We start from the raw sequence: 16,404 nt of genomic DNA, 5'->3' as shown, positions 1-16,404 counted from the left end.
GGATTCAGGGATTAACACATTATGCCGGGAATAGAATTAGCAAGTCCAGCGTCAGTAGGAATCTGGAGCCTGTTCATGCAGGCCAATTGGGTTGTAAAAGCTGTCATGATCGGCTTGCTATTGGCATCTATCTGGAGTTGGGCAATCATTATTGACAAATTGATTACCTATAGTCGCATTCGCCACGCGATGAACCGTTTCGAGCAGATCTTTTGGTCCGGTCAATCGCTCGAAGATCTTTACAGAAGCTTGAACGACCGACGCGTTTTCGGCATGGGCGCTATTTTTATGGCGGCTATGCGGGAATGGAAGAAGTCGCTCGAAAAGGGTGCGCGTTCGCCTATGGGATTGCAAAGCCGTATTGATAAAGCCATGGATGTTGCACTCGCCCGCGAAAGCGACAGGATGGAATCGCGTTTGGGGTTTCTCGCAACAGTCGGCTCGGCGGGGCCGTTTATTGGCCTCTTCGGAACAGTTGTCGGTATTATGAGTTCCTTCCAGTCAATTGCTGCATCGAAAAATACCTCTCTTGCGGTTGTTGCACCCGGTATTGCGGAAGCTTTGTTGGCAACGGCCATTGGTCTTCTTGCGGCTATTCCGGCGGTTATTGCTTTCAATAAATTGTCGGGAGACGCGGGAAAAATTACAGGCCGTCTTGAAGGCTTTGCCGACGAATTTTCAGCCATTCTTTCCCGTCAAATTGATGAGAAATTGACTTCTCGCCAGTCTTACTAAAAGGAATTCTGTCATGGGTATGGCTGTAGGAAGTTCCGGTGGTTCAAAACGGCGTGGTCGCCGTGGCGGTGCACCGCGCCGTGGCTTGATGAGCGAAATCAACGTGACACCATTCGTTGATGTGATGCTGGTTCTGTTGATTATTTTTATGGTTTCGGCACCATTGCTTGTTAATGGTGTGCCACTTGATTTACCGAAAACGCAAGCAGGCCCCGTCAATACCGAAACAAAACCTTTGACGGTTTCCATTAACGATCAGGGACGGCTTGCCGTTAATGAGGAATATTATGATACGCCGGATGAAGTTGTTGCGAAATTGAAAGCGGTTACAGAATCAGGCGGTGATGCTTCCAAACAACGTATTTTTGTTCGCGGGGCAAAAACAGTAGAATACCAGAAGGTTCTTGACCTTCTTGCAATCATTCAGAAAGCGGGCTTTACCAATGTTGCATTGGCAAGTCTGCCACAACAGTAAAATTGGCGATAAACTGATATTATGAAAGCAGGTCTGGCAACATCGGTAGCGGCACATGCCCTGATTCTTACCTGGGGGCTTATCAGCCTTTCCTCGCCTGCCGATTTTAATGCGGAGGTAACCGAAGCTTTGCCGGTTTCTCTGGTGCCGATTGCCGAAACGACTTCGATACAAAAGGGCGAGTTGACAGCATCCAAAGAGAATAAGGCCGCGCCGAAACCGACCACAAAACCGGTTGAAAAACCCGATGCCGAGCATGTCGGTGATGGCAAGGTTGATAATGAAGCGCCATTAAAGCCCAAGGAAAAAGATCGCGATGTGGATGCAACACCGCCGCCTTCGGGTACACCCGACGCGGATCCGAATCCTGTTCCACCTACAAAAACGCCCGAAACAAAGCCGGACAATACTCCGAAACCTGAAGAAAAACCGAAGGTAGAAGAACAGAAACCGGAAGAAAGTTCCAAGCCGGATAAGGCCGAGCCGAAACCGGAAGAATCGGCCGATGCGACCGAACCAGCCAGCGAGCCGAAGAAGGATCCTTTCCCGAATTTACCGGAAAAAGCACCTTTGCCGACAGCAAAACCGAAACCGGCAGAACCAAAGCCTGCTGTAAAAGCCAAAGGTGAAAGTGTCGATGATATTCTGGCAATGAACGAAAAGGCCTTGATTGATAAAACGCGCACATCCGGCGGTGGTGCTGCCCGTTCACAGGGGCCGGCCGGTTTTGGTGCCAAGAAAAATATCGGCAATGGTCAGGATGTTGGACAGACACTCGTTAATGCGGCAACAAGCTGTATCACCAAAAACTTGAAATTGGCCGCCCTTGGTGGCGGGGTTGCCGGAGAAAATCCGGTTGCCGAAGCCAAGTTCAATTTGAGCATAGAGGGTAAAGTTGTCGGTGAACCGATCATTACCGGAATGAGTGGTAACCCCAATAAAGTGGACTTGCTGATTAACCAGACACGCGCGGCCATATTTGCCTGTCAGCCGTTCGAGGATTTGCCACGTGACCAGTATGACAAATGGGGTCAGGGATTTGATTTGAAAATCGACCCGTTCAACTCGTTCTGATTGTGGCGATGAATTTTTGTGACGGGATTAAACAGAGTAAACAATTTTAGGAGAGATAACCGACTTTACTATTCGCCAATGGTGTTGATGAGATAATTTCTTCATAATGGCGGAAAACAGTTTTCGATGTTCATATTGTTTTCGATTGCATATCCGGTTTCCGGCTTGGCAAAATTGTCTCATGGCAATGATGATAGCAGCAGAAAACCCGGCGTTGCTCGAAAATGTTTTGAAGGTGTTGGAAAGGTCGGGAAGGATCTGATGCGAAATGGCTTGGAACCGGTTTTTCAAACAAGTCTTGTCATGAGTGAAAAGCTGTTCATGCAATTGGAATGGATATCCGGAATTTTTACGATTCCGATACAAAAAAGACGTAAAGTGGAATGCTTTAAGGCAACGGAAAGAAAATGGTTTCTTCGATGATTAAGAAAAATAAGCGCCTTTATATTTTTGTTTTTTTGTCAATGGTTTTGCCATTTTTAAGCTGGCAAACCGCTTATGCGCAATTGAAAGGAACTGTCTCGTCGGCCGATTTCAATCCGATACCTATTGCAGTTACCGATTTTATTGCCGGTGACCAGATGGGTGTGCAGATTTCCTCGGTCGTAACTGCCGATCTTGAACGTTCAGGGCTTTTCAAACCGATTGACAAATCGTCATTTCTTGAACGTATTTCCAATCCGGATGTACAACCACGGTTTCCCGATTGGCAGCAAATCAACGCACAAGGTCTGGTAACCGGCCGTGTCACAAAAGAAGCAGACGGGCGTTTGCGTGTAGAATTCCGTCTATGGGATGTTTATGGCGGCAAACAGCTTGAAGGCCGCCAGTTCTATGCAACACCGCAAACCTGGCGTCGCGTTGCCCATATTATCGCCGATGCTATTTATACGAAAATGACCGGTGAAAAAGGTTATTTCGATACGCGCATTGTATTTGTTGATGAAACAGGTGCAGCAAATGCACGTGTCAAACGTCTTGCTATTATGGATCAGGACGGAGCAAACCTCACTTATATCTCGAATGGACGTGAACTCGTTTTAACACCGCGTTTTTCGCCCAGCCGTCAGGAAATTACCTATATGGCTTATGCCGGTAACAATGTCCCGAAGGTTTATTTGCAACAAATCGAAACAGGTCAGCGTGAACTTGTCGGTACTTTCCCGAATATGACCATTGCACCGCGTTTTTCACCGGATGGTCAAAAGGTGATTATGAGCCTTTTACAGGATAATGGCAGCGCCAATCTTTACACTATGGATTTGCGTTCGCGTTCGACAACACGGCTTACAACAACACCGGCCATTGATACATCGGCGTCCTATTCGCCCGATGGCACACAGATTGTTTTTGAATCCGATCGCGGTGGCAAACCGCAAATCTATGTCATGAATACCGATGGCAGCAACCAGCACCGCATCTCGTTCGGAGATGGCAGCTATTCAACACCGGTCTGGTCGCCTCGCGGTGATTACATTGCTTTCACCAAGCAGTCGCAGGGGCAATTTTCAATCGGTGTTATGAAGCCCGACGGGCAGGGTGAACGCTTGTTGACTTCCGGCTTCCATAATGAAGGTCCGACATGGGCGCCAAATGGCCGCGTTATCATGTTCTTCCGGCAAAATCAGGGGCAGCAGCCAAAGCTCTATACGATTGATATAACCGGACGTAACGAACGTGTATTGCCAACCCCCAATGGTGCATCCGACCCGGCCTGGTCACCATTGCTAGATTAGGAATAATCCTGAAAACCGGTTTCGATAAAAAGACCTTCTCGTTTTATAATTTTCGGTTTTCCGGCCCGTTCATTGCATGAGCGATCAAAAAGGAAATATGTTGGTTTCAACGCCGCTTTAAAAGTTTTAAAGCGGCGTTTTTATTTAAGCTCTTTTCACTTTAACTTGCTATTGGACTTTTTACTCATTTCGCGCTAAGGAAAAACACGTCTGCCGTCTTTCCGCCTCAATCAGCGAGCAACCGGTGGATTTGTATTTTTTATAAAAAGTGATGCGTAAGTATTCATTAACCATGCGTGTTGAGAGCTTTTTAAGCAAATCAAGCTAAAAGCCTTGAAATCAACCGCTAACTTTTAAGGAGTCTCGGCACATGGGCCGTTTCCAAAAACTTGCTCGCAATCCGCTTGCTATAGCATTTGTCCTATCGCTAACTCTCGCTGGCTGCGCCAAACACGGCCTGAATGATCCGAATGCGCTTGGACTGAACAACGCAAAACCGGGATCAGCGCAGGACTTTACAGTCAACGTTGGTGACCGCGTATTCTTTGATCTCGATTCTTCCAGCATTCGTGCTGATGCCCAGCAGACATTGACCCGTCAGGCACAATGGTTGCAGCGTTATCCGCAATACACCATCACTGTTGAAGGTCATGCCGACGAACGTGGTACACGCGAATACAATATTGCTCTTGGTCAGCGCCGTGCGGTTGCCGCACGTGACTACCTGATCTCGCAAGGTGTTGCAGCCAACCGTATGCGGACAATTTCCTATGGTAAGGAACGTCCGGTTGCCGTTTGTGATGCTCCACAGTGCTGGAACCAGAACCGTCGCGCTGTTACAGTCTTGAACAACGCACGCTGATTTACATTTTTATTCCAATGTTAAAGACGGCCCCTTCAAGGGCCGTTTTTTTGTGACAAATTTCCGCCGAAGTTGCCTGATAACGTTTTTGGTGCGCGAACATAAATAAAAGGACAAAGCTATGGGTTTTCTTTCATCCCCCCGTTTATTGACATGTTCGGTAAAACGTCTGGTTATCACAGCAGCTTTTATACCGGCATTGTCATTTGCCGCTCTCTCGCCCTGTTATAGTGCATCTGCCGATCAGGGAGGCTCGTCTTTTGCAAACGGGCTTTTTCCCTTTGGCAAGAAAAAAACCGTTGAAAGCCAGACGGTGCAAATGTCACCGCAACCCGATAGCCGGGTAACCGACCTTCAACAACAGGTGCGTGAACTTACGGGGAAAGTTGAAGAACTCAATTTCATGGTTCTGCAAATGCAGGAGCAATTGCGACAATTGCAAGGAGGAGCGGCGGCAAATCCTTCACAACAAACTGCTCAGGAACCGAAAAAACAGTCGCAAGCGGTGGAACCGCAATCGCCTTCATCTTCAACCAATGGCAAGCAGGAATTGCCAAGAACGGCCACCTCGACTGAAAGTTCGGCAACACTTCCCGGTGTGGGAAGCGACAAAAGTGGCGAACAAAAAAATATAAATCCGCAGGAAGCGCCGAAAGATCTGGGATCTATCGAATTCGACAAAAACGGCAATATCCTCAACGGGAGCATCAACCAGAATGCGGTGGCAACAGCTTCACAAGAACAAGCGGCCACCCAGGGGAACTCTGCTGCACCTGTCGCTCCACAGACGGCGAGTGCAAAAGAACTCTATGACATCGGTTATAAAAATATTCTTTCCGGCGATTATCGGACGGCTGAGGCCGATTTTCGAGCTTTTCAGGAGCGTTATCCGACAGATCCGCAAATTGCCGATGCCGGTTTCTGGCTTGGTGAATCACTTTTCGGGCAGAAGCGCTATCGTGAAGCGGCACAAGCCTATATTGATGTGCAACGCAATTACAAGGATTCACCGCGCGGACCGGAAAATCTTTTAAAACTTGGAATGAGCATGGCTCATCTTGATGAACAGAAAGTGGCTTGCGCAACCTTTGCCGAAGTGACAAAACGATATAAAACCGTAGACCCGGCAGTTTTAAAACGTGTCAAGGACGAGCAAAGTCGTAACAAGTGTCAGTAATAGATTTTAAACAACTCTTTCAGCCTTCAGATTTCAAAAACTGTAAAATTGTCATTGCTGCTGTTTCAGGGGGCGGAGATTCGACTTCGCTTCTGTTTCTTCTGCGCGATTATCTGAAACAACTTGAAGACGCACCCGAACTCCTTGCTGTCACAGTCGACCATCGTTTGCGTCCCGAATCCGCAGCCGAGGCGGAAGAAGTTGCCCGATTGTGCAAGCGTCTCGATGTTCGCCACGAGACCGTTTGTTGGGCAGATGCAAAACCGCAAACGGCTTTGTCTCACGAAGCACGGATCGCCCGTTACGGCTTGCTTTTTTCGGAAGCTGAAAAAGTCGGGGCGAACGTTATCATGACCGGCCACACTTTGAACGATCAGGCCGAGACATATGAAATGCGGTTGCATCGCGGTAGCCGTCGCGGACTTGCCTGTATGCCGCGTGAATCACTTCTGATGCGCAAAATACGCTTAATCCGGCCTCTCTTGGGGGTGAAACGGGAACAATTACGGGAATATCTGCGCTCTATCAAACAGGACTGGATCGACGACCCGACGAATGAAAACCCGCATTATGAACGGGTGCGAATCCGTCAACGTTTGAAAGACGAGGATATTGATATTATCGCCAAAAAAGTCGAAGAGGCAGCCATTTTCAGACGTGACGAGAACAAAGCCGCAGTTGAATTGATTGCCAAACTTGATATGAAGATGCAACATGCTTTATGTACGATCAGCAATGTTTCAGATGAACAATTGAATGACCCCCAATTTCCTTTTGTCATGGGTGTTCTTGCCTCAATTATTGGTGGTTCTCAGGCTCTTGCAAGTGATTCACAAGTCGATTTTTTGAAAAAACAATTGGTGAAGAAACGCACGTCACTTTATCATTTTACGTTGCTTGGAACAGTCATCGAAATCAATGGTAAAACGATCAGGCTATGGCGCGAGGCGAGAAACCAGACGGCAAGTGTCGCCGGTCCACAATCTTCCATTATATGGGATGGGCGCTACCGCGTTGATAACCGGTCGAATAATGCAGTCAGGGTAAATGTTCCCTCGGTTTGCGATATAAAGGCTGTCGCTGAAGAACAGAATATAAGCAGCCGTTCAATCCATTTTCTTTCATTGCAAACAGCATTGGCAATTTTCAGCCGGTCGGGAATCGATATTCCGGCACTTACCGGAAAACTTGTTCACGCCGAAAATTTGACTTGCAAAAGATTTATGCGGCCGTTCGGGTGGCTTATATCATCGGACGATTACTCCCTTTTCAATATATTAAGCCCGTTTTTTGAAATGACATTGTCAACATCGCGGGAAAATGACTAAAAAGCCGGATGAATTATGATGAAAGGTGATCTTCAACCTTGGCAAGGCAACTTCAAGCACATATGTTACATTAAAATTATCTGACAGAGCGTAATAGATCGAGTGGACCTAATATGAATCCAAATTATCGTTCCTTCCTGATATGGGGGATCATTGCACTCTTGCTGATTACTTTGTTTTCGTTTTTTAACGGGAATAGTCAGCAAGCTGGCACAGGAGAGATTACTTATTCAGATTTTCTGAAGCGGGTTGATAATAAAGAAATCAAAACCGTCACGATTCAAGGACAACGTTTGACCGGTATCACAACCGATAACCGGACCGTCCTTTCTTTCGCTCCTAATGATCCCGGTCTTGTCGATCGTCTTGAAAGCAAGAACGTCAATGTCCGGGCGCAACCGGAAAGCACGGGAAACAGCACATTCATGAATTTGCTTTTCTCGCTTTTACCCGTTGTTATCCTGATTGGTGTGTGGATTTTCTTCATGCGCCAGATGCAAGGCGGTTCACGCGGCGCTATGGGGTTCGGCAAGTCGAAAGCAAAACTGCTGACAGAAGCCCATGGTCGCGTAACATTCAAGGATGTCGCGGGTGTTGATGAAGCCAAACAGGATCTACAGGAAATTGTCGAATTTTTGCGCGAACCACAAAAGTTCCAGCGTCTTGGCGGCCGTATCCCGCGGGGTGTTTTACTTGTTGGCCCGCCCGGAACCGGTAAAACATTGCTCGCCCGTTCTGTTGCCGGTGAAGCCAATGTGCCTTTCTTCACAATTTCCGGTTCGGATTTTGTCGAAATGTTTGTTGGTGTTGGTGCAAGCCGCGTTCGCGACATGTTCGAGCAGGCAAAAAAGAATGCGCCATGTATCATTTTCATTGATGAGATTGATGCCGTTGGCCGTCACCGTGGAGCCGGTTTCGGCGGTGGCAATGATGAACGTGAACAGACTTTGAACCAGCTTCTTGTCGAGATGGACGGGTTCGAGCCGAATGAAAGCATTATTCTGATTGCCGCAACCAACCGTCCCGATGTGCTTGATCCGGCATTGTTGCGTCCGGGTCGTTTTGACCGGCAGGTGGTTGTTCCCAATCCCGATGTTGCAGGGCGTGAGGAAATTCTTAAAGTCCATGTTCGCAATGTGCCTTTGGCACCCAATGTCGATTTGAAGATTGTGGCGCGCGGCACACCCGGATTTTCCGGTGCCGATTTGATGAATCTTGTCAATGAAGCGGCACTTATGGCAGCACGGCGCGACAAACGTCTGGTCACCATGCAGGAATTCGAGGATGCCAAAGACAAAGTCATGATGGGGGCAGAACGCCATTCCGCCATGACACCGGCAGAAAAAGAGCTGACAGCTTTTCACGAAGCCGGACATGCCATTATTGCTATCAATATGCCGGCAGCCGATCCCGTGCACAAAGCAACAATTGTCCCGCGTGGTCGCGCACTCGGCATGGTTATGCAATTGCCGGAAGGTGACAAATATTCGATGAGCTACCGCTACATGATTTCGCGACTGGCAATCATGATGGGTGGCCGTGTTGCCGAAGAATTGAAGTTCGGCAAGGATAACATCACTTCCGGCGCGTCCTCCGACATTGAACAGGCAACGAAACTTGCCCGTGCTATGGTCACACGTTGGGGCTTTTCCGATGAACTCGGCAAGGTTACTTATGGCGAAAGTCAGGAAGATATGTATCAGGGAGGCGGGCGTAACCAGCAAGTTTCGGAAGAAACTGCAAGGGTGATTGATGCCGAAATTCGTCGTCTTATCGACGAAGCCTATCAGACGGCCAAACAAACCTTGACCTCGAAAAAGAAACAATGGGTTGCACTTGCCGAAGGCCTGCTTGAATACGAAACTCTTACGGGAGCCGAAATTCAGGAAGTTATCAATGGCAAACCGCCTTCACGGGATATGGGCAAGGATTCGCCGACACCGCATGTCTCAAGTGTTCCGAAAGCCGGAAAAACGCCCGAAAAACCCAAAGCCGACCAGTCGAAGTCGGTTGTTGTAAGGGCAAAAGCGGCTTCTCAACCGGCTGATGAAGCCGATGAAAAGTCTGAAACTTCCGAAAAGTCGGAAATCGAAAAAAAGACAACTGAAAAAAAAGCAGCCGAAAAAAAGCCGAAAAGGACAAGAAAGGCGACAAAAACTTCGCCATCGCAAAAGTCCGAAAAACCGGTAACGGAAAGTGAAAAATCGGCAAAGGAAGAAACCGTCACCGATCATGGTGATGATAAAAAGGCCTGAATTCCGGTTCAAAAAATCTGAAGCGGCTTGATACGCTCAAGCCGCTTTTATTTTGTTCAAACATATGAATGTTAACCGTGTCGTGATAATTCGCGCCATGAAGGCCTTCATTGATGCGGTCGACGGTTGGTTTTCTGCTTAAAAATTGTTAGTTGGAACATTGAAAATTGTAGTATGAATGGCCGGCAGAATTTTATCGAAATTTGAATTGATCGAAATTTGAATTTTATCGAACACGGAATTTTGTCGAAAAAGGAAAATATAATGGCGTTTAAATATTTCGGTACCGATGGAATAAGGGGGAAAGCCAATACATTTCCGATGACCGCGGATGTGGCTATGAAAGTCGGTATGGCGGTAGGTATTCTTTTTCGCAGTCAGGGACGGCCGGGAAGAGTTGTTATCGGCAAAGATACACGCCTGTCAGGCTATATGCTGGAAAATGCTATGGTTGCAGGCTTTACGGCAAGCGGCATGGAAGTGTTTCTTTTGGGGCCAATTCCTACACCAGCCGTGGCAATGCTTTGCCGTTCGCTGCGTGCCGATGTCGGCGTTATGATTTCGGCTTCCCATAATCCTTTTTTCGATAATGGTATAAAATTGTTCGGTCCGGACGGTTTCAAACTTTCCGACGAAATCGAGATGAAAATCGAAAAACTCATTGAAAGCGACATGACAAACGAGCTTGCGGGACAGTCGCAAATCGGTCGGGCAAAGCGCGTTGAAGGTGATATTTATCGTTATATCGAGTTTGCCAAACGCACATTGCCGCGTGATGTCCGATTGGACGGTATGCGGATTGTTGTCGATTGTGCCAATGGTGCGGCCTATAAAGCAGCACCGCTTGCACTGTGGGAGCTTGGTGCGGAAGTTGTCACATTGAGCGATAAGCCGACAGGCACAAATATCAACGAAGATTGCGGTTCGACCCACCCGATTGCTTTGATGCGCAAGGTTCATGAAGTGAGAGCGGATGCGGGAATCGCACTTGATGGCGATGGCGACCGCGTGGTGATGGTTGATGAAACCGGAGCCATTATCGACGGTGACCAGTTGATGGCCGTTGTTGCCGAACGGTGGCTGGAAAATGGTCTTTTACGGGGGGGCGGTATCGTTGCAACAGTCATGTCCAATCTCGGACTTGAACGTTTTCTCGGTCAAAAAGGGCTGACCATGGCAAGAACCAAGGTTGGCGACCGGTATGTGGTTGAATATATGCGCCAGCATGGTTTCAATGTCGGTGGCGAACAATCGGGTCATATTGTGCTATCCGATTACGGGACGACCGGCGATGGTCTGGTGACATCGTTACAAATTCTGGGATGTGCGAAGGAATCACAAAAGCCGATGAGCGAGCTTTGTCACCGCTTCGAGCCGGTGCCGCAAGTCTTGAAGAATGTCCGCTTTTCCGAAGGCAAACCGCTTGAAGATGCCCACGTCAAAGATGTTATCAAAAACGCTGAAAAACGTTTGGGAAAAAATGGTCGACTGGTTATTCGCCCGTCGGGAACCGAGCCTCTCATTCGTGTTATGGCGGAAGGTGATGATGAACGTTTGATCGGAAATGTGGTTGACGAGATCGTCGAGGCGTTAAAAAAGGTAAGAGACGCCATCTGACAAGTGCCCGAAGTACAGTTCAAGCGCAAATAGACTTTTCGGTTTTTTGAAAAGCAGCCTGAAAATGGCTGCTTTTTTTATGCCTGTTCCGGCTTTGAATAGCTTTTTGGTTATGGAAAATAGATAGTTAAAATTTATGGTTAAGAACGTCTTAACCAATCATGTTTAAAAAGCTTCACAAGATGATGGCATTTGCGTCTTGTTTAGAGGCTTGAGAATGAAATTTTGCTTTGCATTTATTGGAGCATTGTCGGCACTTGGTTTAAATCAGGCGTTGGCCAATGACATCGACCTTGACAAGGTTCCCGAAATTGCCATCACAACCGAAAACATTCCCTTTTATGCAAAAGCATATGCCGGTGTCAGCCTCGGCGACATCCATAAATTCGACAGATTCGATTCGGGCGACGCAAGTGCCGATTATCACTGGAAAAATAAAGGTGATATGGATAACGCCTTTCTTGGCGGGGTCGGTCTGGGCTATCGTCTCAATGATATTGTCCGCTTTGACGGGACGATCGAATATCGTGCCAAAAATACAATCACTGCGAAGGATCGCGATTTCGATACAACAAGAAAATATGAAGGTGATGTGTCTTCAACCGTATTCATGGCGAATGCTTATGTCGACCTTGTAACCTATCATGATGTTACGCCCTATATCGGGGCAGGCCTCGGAGCAAGTGCCAATCGTGTCAGCGACTTCGAGGTGGATAACGGTAGACAAACCTATGAGGCAGCCGCAAAAACCGAATGGGACTTTGCTTTTGCAATCCATGCAGGCATAGGTGTGAAACTTTCCCCTCGTGTTATATTCGATATCGGTTATAGCTATAGCGATCTGGGCGACGCAAAAACTGCCGGTATTTCGGAAAACGGCGCTCTCAAGCTCGACCATCTGACATCACATGATGTAAAAGTGGGTATAAGATACGCTTTCAAATAATCAATTGTAACCACTTGCGAAAAGACAAAAACCGGTTGGAACACAACCGGTTTTTTAAAATTTCATCCCTTGAATACGGATTTCACGACTTCCGGTTGTTATCCTTGTTCCAGAACATCAATGCTGCCAATCCGATAAGGGGAATTGCAAGAGTAAGCGTCTTTTTGTTTTTCAATATGGCAGGAACGGCAGCAACAAGAGATGCCGCCACAAGGTTGAACCGCTCGTCATTCATCTGTTCTTCATAGATTTTTCGTCTTTTGGCTGAAACAGACCGGCCGATTAAAAAACCGGCAAGCGCCACAATGAGCCAAAAGGCAAAAATAATCGTTGCCGACAAGATCGGAGAGACCACCCATGTAAGGGCAATAAATGCTATGACGCACAGGAATATCACCGCGAAAAACAGTGACAAACCGATCAGTAAATAACAAATTGCCTGATTACGCGTTGATTTGACTGCCGTTTTCACGCTGCCATTTGCCAAACCGCCAATAAGCGGCGCGATAAGCCGCAACATATTTTAACGCCGCATCAACAGAGCAAGAATAAAACCGACACCTGCGGCTGCGGCAAGGCTTGCAATCGGTTTTTCGCGTATGCAATTGCACAATTGTCCTTGCACATCGCCAATCTTTTCTTTTGCCTGCGAGATCGCTTCCTCACCATTTTCTTTCGCCGATGCATAAAGCTTTTCGGCTTTGCCTTTGGCGGCTGTCAGTTTTTCGGAACCCAGATCATTCAATGTGGAATGAATATTGGAAACCTCTTTTTTCAACTGTTCAAATTGTTCCTGGAGACTTTTTTCGGTTGGTGTCGCATTTTCCTTAGGCATATCGTCTTCTCCTGCTTTAAGAATGAATGACCGTACGAAATTTTCGGACGATGTACTTTAATTACATAGTTATTGTGTTTGTTTTTTCCACTTTTTTCGCAAAAGTCTGCAACAATAAACTGTAAATGGAAATAAAAATCTGAAACAAAAGAAACGGGAAACAGATTTTTCGGGGAGGTCATAATTGAAAAATAACAATGATCGTCAATTATTGAACGAACTTTTTGATTGTGCGGTTGCCGCTGCCAATCCGGAATGTTTGATGGAACAGTTTTTACCCGCAAAGCCAAAAGGCAGGACCATTGTTGTGGGAGCGGGCAAAGGTTCCGCTCAAATGGCTTTGGCACTTGAAAAACTATGGGATAAAGCCGGCTATGGCGAGCTTGAAGGTGCGGTTGTCACCTGTTATGGCCACGCGACCTCGCTTCGTTCGATTGAAGTTCTGGAAGCTTCCCACCCCTTGCCGGATGAAAACGGGCTGAAAGCGGCAAAAAAGCTTGTCAAACTTGTTCAAGGATTATCAGCCGATGATCTCGTCATTGCGCTTATCTGCGGTGGTGGCTCGGCTTTGTTGCCTTTGCCGCTGGAACCTTTGACACTTGAAGACGAAATCGCGATCAATGAGGCATTGTTGAAGAGCGGGGCTCCCATCGGCGCGATGAATACGATCAGGAAGCATTTGTCACAAATCAAAGGGGGGCGGCTTGCCTATTATGCAGCGCCCGCCCGCGTCGTCAGTTTCATTGTGTCGGATATTCCGGGAGACATTGCCTCGCAAGTTGCATCTGGTCCCACAGTTGCCGATTGGTCAACCCGCGAGGAAGCGTTAAAATTTGTAAGCCAATATCATATTGCTTTGCCTCCAAAAGCCGTTTCCGTTTTAAAGAGCGAGCTTGCCAAGGCTCCAACTCCCGATAATCCTGCTTTTGAAAAAAATGCCGCCTATATTGTTGCATCGGCGGCGACATCGCTGGAAGCAGCCGCCGCTCATGCGCGCAAAGCCGGTTTGAATGCCATTATCCTTTCCGATTCGATTGAAGGTGAAGCAAAGGATATTGCATTGATGCATGCTGCCATTGCCCGTGAAATTGCCTTGAAAAACCGCCCTTTTGAAAAACCTGTCGTTATGCTTTCGGGCGGCGAAACAACCGTGACGATCACCGGCGATTACAACAAGGGTGACGTTGGCAAGGGTGGAAGAAATAGCGAATTTTTACTGTCATTTTCGATGGCAATAGAGGGGGAGAGTTCTATCACGGCACTTGCGGCAGATACGGATGGTCGCGACGGTAGTGAATTCAATGCAGGTGCATTTTGTGACGGCAATAGTTGTTTACGTCTCAAACAGCAAGGTTTTGATCCCGCAACTTTTCTTGCCCGCCACGATGCTTGGAGTGCATTCAATATGCTTGATGACCTTCTTGAAACCGGCCCGACGGGAACCAATGTCAATGATTTCCGTGCAATCATTGTTCGTTAAGACGGCGCCGGGGGTAGAATTTTTTGGCAGGCAGAAAATAACTTCAATATTTGCATAAACATGACTTGATTTATCATATTAAATTTTGTTAATTAATCGCCATCGAATTGAAGTTCAGGAACGAGAGCGATGATGAGATCTTTGACAAGGCTTGTAACTGCCGCGGCATTTCTATGCCTGGCTGGCGGCTATGCATCGGCACAAAATGAAGTGCAGCAAACAACCGGAAATCAGGTATTGCAAGCTGGTGAACAAGCTGGCGAAAAAGCCTTACAAACCGGTGAAAATGTCTTGCATTCCGGTGAAAGTGCCGTTCAGACGGGCGAAAATGCTTTGAAAGCAGGTGAACAGGCTTTGCAATCGGCCGCTTCGGAGACGGAAAGCACAGCTAAAGCTGCTGCCGATACGGCCAGTCAGGCTGCCGACCATTTTATCGCTTCCATCCCGCATGATCTTTCTCCTATCGGTATGTTCCTGAATGCGGACTGGGTCGTTAAAGTGGTTATGGTCGGTCTGGCACTCGCTTCTGTAGCAACCTGGGTTATTTTCATTGTCAAACTTATCGAAGTATCGGCGGTGAAAAGGCGGGCAAGAGCGACCATGAGGCAGGTTAACGGTGCTCAAAGCCTTTCCGAGCTTGCTTTGGCAGTTAAAAATGACAAAGGCGTCGGCCCCCGCTTGGTACAGGCGGCACAAGATGAAGTGGAAGCTTCGCTCGCAGCCGTGGATTTGGCTGGAACCGAGGGCTTGAAAGAACGATTGAGTTCGGTTCTCTCGCGCATTATTTCAGCATCCGGACGTCATGTTGCATTCGGAACCGGTGTGTTGGCAACAATCGGCGCTATCGGTCCTTTCGTCGGCCTTTTCGGTACTGTCTGGGGTATTATGAATTCCTTCATCGGTATTTCGCAAGCGCAAACAACCAATCTTGCCGTTGTTGCTCCCGGTATTGCTGAAGCGCTTCTTGCAACAGCCATCGGCCTTGTTGCAGCCGTGCCCGCTGTCATTATCTACAATGTCTTTGCCCGTTTGATTACCGGTTATCGGCAACAGCTTATTGATGTTTCAGCCGGAATTGAACGTCTTGTCAGTCGTGATCTCGACTTCCGTAAAGTCAAGCGTGAAACAGCAACACGGCCGAGTTTGTCGATTGCTGCGGAGTAGGAAGAGATGGCAACAAAGCTTTCAGATCTCGACAGTGATGAACTTGATGTCAGTCATGAAATCAATGTAACGCCGTTCATTGATGTTATTCTGGTTTTGCTCATCATTTTCATGGTTGCCGCACCTCTGGCAACAAGCGATATTCCGGTGCAGCTGCCGACATCTTCGACACCTGCGCAACCAAAACCTGACAAACCGGTCTATATCACATTGCAGCAGGATAAATCGCTTTATGTAGGAGAAGAAAAAGCGTCTTTGGACGACCTCAGGACGACTCTTGATCGGCTTACTTCAAACAATCATGAAGAAAAAATCTTTATTCGTGGTGACGCAAGCGTGGAATATAGCGGCATTATCGAACTTCTTAATGAATTGCGTGCGGCCGGATACACAAAAATAGGTCTTGTCGGTTTGGAAAAAACATCGGCGCCGGCTCCACAATAAAATAAGCTGTCCCCTGTGAAACAAGCTGTCAAAGCGGGTTTGTTTCACTTCGGATGGTGTTAAAATCCTGTTCTTGCCAAAAAGATTGACCTATCTGACGGCAAAATCATTGCTCAAATCAGATGGCAAAAGCATCATTCAAATCTGGCGGCCAAAGCATTGCTCAAATTTGAAAGCAAAATCATCGCTCAAATCAGATGGCAAAATTATCATTCAAAGGCAGCCCTATTGAATTCTGCGCCTTATTTTTCAAGTGTTATCCTTCGACATTTATAG

At 47.4% G+C, this 16,404-nt stretch carries 15 protein-coding genes; 13 read left to right on the top strand and 2 right to left on the bottom strand.

The window, feature by feature from the left end; all coding sequences use genetic code 11:
* Positions 1-21 precede the first annotated feature (21 nt).
* The 10 genes from tolQ to GQS64_RS00235 all read left to right on the top strand — a co-directional run bounded on the left by tolQ (position 22) and on the right by GQS64_RS00235 (position 12,205).
* Positions 22-735 carry a protein TolQ gene (gene tolQ / locus GQS64_RS00280; RefSeq protein ID WP_077993971.1) on the top strand — a complete coding sequence of 238 codons (714 nt, stop codon included), beginning with the start codon at positions 22-24 and terminating at the stop codon, positions 733-735.
* Positions 736-748: 13 nt separating this feature from the next.
* Positions 749-1,210, top strand: a complete 462-nt coding sequence (gene tolR / locus GQS64_RS00275; protein ID WP_077972976.1) for a protein TolR — start codon at positions 749-751, stop codon at positions 1,208-1,210.
* A gap of 21 nt (positions 1,211-1,231) precedes the next feature.
* Entirely contained in the window at positions 1,232-2,284 is a 1,053-nt protein-coding gene (locus GQS64_RS00270; RefSeq protein ID WP_077993967.1) for a hypothetical protein, read from the top strand.
* A gap of 464 nt (positions 2,285-2,748) precedes the next feature.
* The gene (gene tolB, locus GQS64_RS00265; protein WP_225868198.1) at positions 2,749-4,020 is read left to right on the top strand and encodes a Tol-Pal system beta propeller repeat protein TolB; all 1,272 of its coding nucleotides are present in this window, start codon (positions 2,749-2,751) and stop codon (positions 4,018-4,020) included.
* Between the two features lie 370 nt (positions 4,021-4,390).
* On the top strand, positions 4,391-4,882 hold the full coding sequence (gene pal / locus GQS64_RS00260) for a peptidoglycan-associated lipoprotein Pal (RefSeq protein WP_075869304.1): 492 nt from the start codon (positions 4,391-4,393) through the stop codon (positions 4,880-4,882).
* A gap of 121 nt (positions 4,883-5,003) precedes the next feature.
* Positions 5,004-6,059, top strand: coding sequence for a tol-pal system protein YbgF (ybgF, locus tag GQS64_RS00255; RefSeq protein ID WP_077993963.1), 1,056 nt, complete (start codon positions 5,004-5,006; stop codon positions 6,057-6,059).
* Entirely contained in the window at positions 6,050-7,387 is a 1,338-nt protein-coding gene (gene tilS, locus GQS64_RS00250; protein WP_198230301.1) for a tRNA lysidine(34) synthetase TilS, read from the top strand. Before ybgF ends, tilS begins: the two co-directional genes overlap by 10 nt.
* 113 nt (positions 7,388-7,500) lie before the next feature.
* Positions 7,501-9,642, top strand: a complete 2,142-nt coding sequence (gene ftsH / locus GQS64_RS00245) for an ATP-dependent zinc metalloprotease FtsH (protein WP_198230300.1) — start codon at positions 7,501-7,503, stop codon at positions 9,640-9,642.
* Between the two features lie 264 nt (positions 9,643-9,906).
* Entirely contained in the window at positions 9,907-11,259 is a 1,353-nt protein-coding gene (glmM, locus tag GQS64_RS00240; protein ID WP_198230299.1) for a phosphoglucosamine mutase, read from the top strand.
* A gap of 217 nt (positions 11,260-11,476) precedes the next feature.
* Positions 11,477-12,205 (top strand): outer membrane protein, encoded by a 729-nt coding sequence (locus GQS64_RS00235; RefSeq protein ID WP_198230298.1) that lies wholly within the window; start codon positions 11,477-11,479, stop codon positions 12,203-12,205.
* Positions 12,206-12,287: 82 nt separating this feature from the next.
* Here the strand turns inward: GQS64_RS00235 and GQS64_RS00230 are convergent, their stop codons facing one another.
* Both GQS64_RS00230 and GQS64_RS00225 read right to left on the bottom strand, forming a co-directional pair.
* Positions 12,288-12,725: a phage holin family protein gene (locus tag GQS64_RS00230; RefSeq protein WP_077993956.1), complete on the bottom strand. Its 438-nt coding sequence runs from the start codon at positions 12,723-12,725 to the stop codon at positions 12,288-12,290.
* Between the two features lie 3 nt (positions 12,726-12,728).
* Entirely contained in the window at positions 12,729-13,040 is a 312-nt protein-coding gene (locus tag GQS64_RS00225; protein WP_077993954.1) for a DUF883 family protein, read from the bottom strand.
* A gap of 184 nt (positions 13,041-13,224) precedes the next feature.
* Here GQS64_RS00225 and GQS64_RS00220 point away from each other — a divergent pair, with 184 nt between their 5' ends.
* The 3 genes from GQS64_RS00220 (at position 13,225) to exbD (ending at position 16,128) form a co-directional block, all read left to right on the top strand.
* On the top strand, positions 13,225-14,520 hold the full coding sequence (locus tag GQS64_RS00220) for a glycerate kinase type-2 family protein (protein ID WP_198230297.1): 1,296 nt from the start codon (positions 13,225-13,227) through the stop codon (positions 14,518-14,520).
* Positions 14,521-14,649: 129 nt separating this feature from the next.
* A complete protein-coding gene (gene exbB / locus GQS64_RS00215) occupies positions 14,650-15,684 on the top strand; it encodes a tonB-system energizer ExbB (RefSeq protein ID WP_246798473.1) in 1,035 nt (344 codons plus the stop codon).
* A gap of 6 nt (positions 15,685-15,690) precedes the next feature.
* Positions 15,691-16,128, top strand: a complete 438-nt coding sequence (gene exbD, locus GQS64_RS00210; protein ID WP_077993950.1) for a TonB system transport protein ExbD — start codon at positions 15,691-15,693, stop codon at positions 16,126-16,128.
* The last annotated feature ends 276 nt before the right edge of the window (positions 16,129-16,404 follow it).

The sequence above is a fragment of the Bartonella sp. P0282 genome, from assembly GCF_048452985.1.
In the GTDB taxonomy this organism is placed as follows: Bacteria; Pseudomonadota; Alphaproteobacteria; order Rhizobiales; family Rhizobiaceae; genus Bartonella; species Bartonella choladocola.
This window is presented reverse-complemented; position numbering and strand designations above follow the sequence as displayed.

Excerpts from the sequence above, each read along its gene's own strand:
- tolQ (WP_077993971.1), top strand. The coding sequence starts at position 22 with ATGCCGGGAATAGAATTAGCAAGTCCAGCGTCAGTAGGAATCTGGAGC.
- tolR (WP_077972976.1), top strand. The coding sequence starts at position 749 with ATGGGTATGGCTGTAGGAAGTTCCGGTGGTTCAAAACGGCGTGGTCGC.
- GQS64_RS00270 (WP_077993967.1), top strand. The coding sequence starts at position 1,232 with ATGAAAGCAGGTCTGGCAACATCGGTAGCGGCACATGCCCTGATTCTT.
- tolB (WP_225868198.1), top strand. The coding sequence starts at position 2,749 with ATGGTTTTGCCATTTTTAAGCTGGCAAACCGCTTATGCGCAATTGAAA.
- pal (WP_075869304.1), top strand. The coding sequence starts at position 4,391 with ATGGGCCGTTTCCAAAAACTTGCTCGCAATCCGCTTGCTATAGCATTT.
- ybgF (WP_077993963.1), top strand. The coding sequence starts at position 5,004 with ATGGGTTTTCTTTCATCCCCCCGTTTATTGACATGTTCGGTAAAACGT.
- ftsH (WP_198230300.1), top strand. The coding sequence starts at position 7,501 with ATGAATCCAAATTATCGTTCCTTCCTGATATGGGGGATCATTGCACTC.
- glmM (WP_198230299.1), top strand. The coding sequence starts at position 9,907 with ATGGCGTTTAAATATTTCGGTACCGATGGAATAAGGGGGAAAGCCAAT.
- GQS64_RS00235 (WP_198230298.1), top strand. The coding sequence starts at position 11,477 with ATGAAATTTTGCTTTGCATTTATTGGAGCATTGTCGGCACTTGGTTTA.
- GQS64_RS00230 (WP_077993956.1), bottom strand. The coding sequence starts at position 12,725 with ATGTTGCGGCTTATCGCGCCGCTTATTGGCGGTTTGGCAAATGGCAGC.
- GQS64_RS00225 (WP_077993954.1), bottom strand. The coding sequence starts at position 13,040 with ATGCCTAAGGAAAATGCGACACCAACCGAAAAAAGTCTCCAGGAACAA.
- exbB (WP_246798473.1), top strand. The coding sequence starts at position 14,650 with ATGATGAGATCTTTGACAAGGCTTGTAACTGCCGCGGCATTTCTATGC.
- exbD (WP_077993950.1), top strand. The coding sequence starts at position 15,691 with ATGGCAACAAAGCTTTCAGATCTCGACAGTGATGAACTTGATGTCAGT.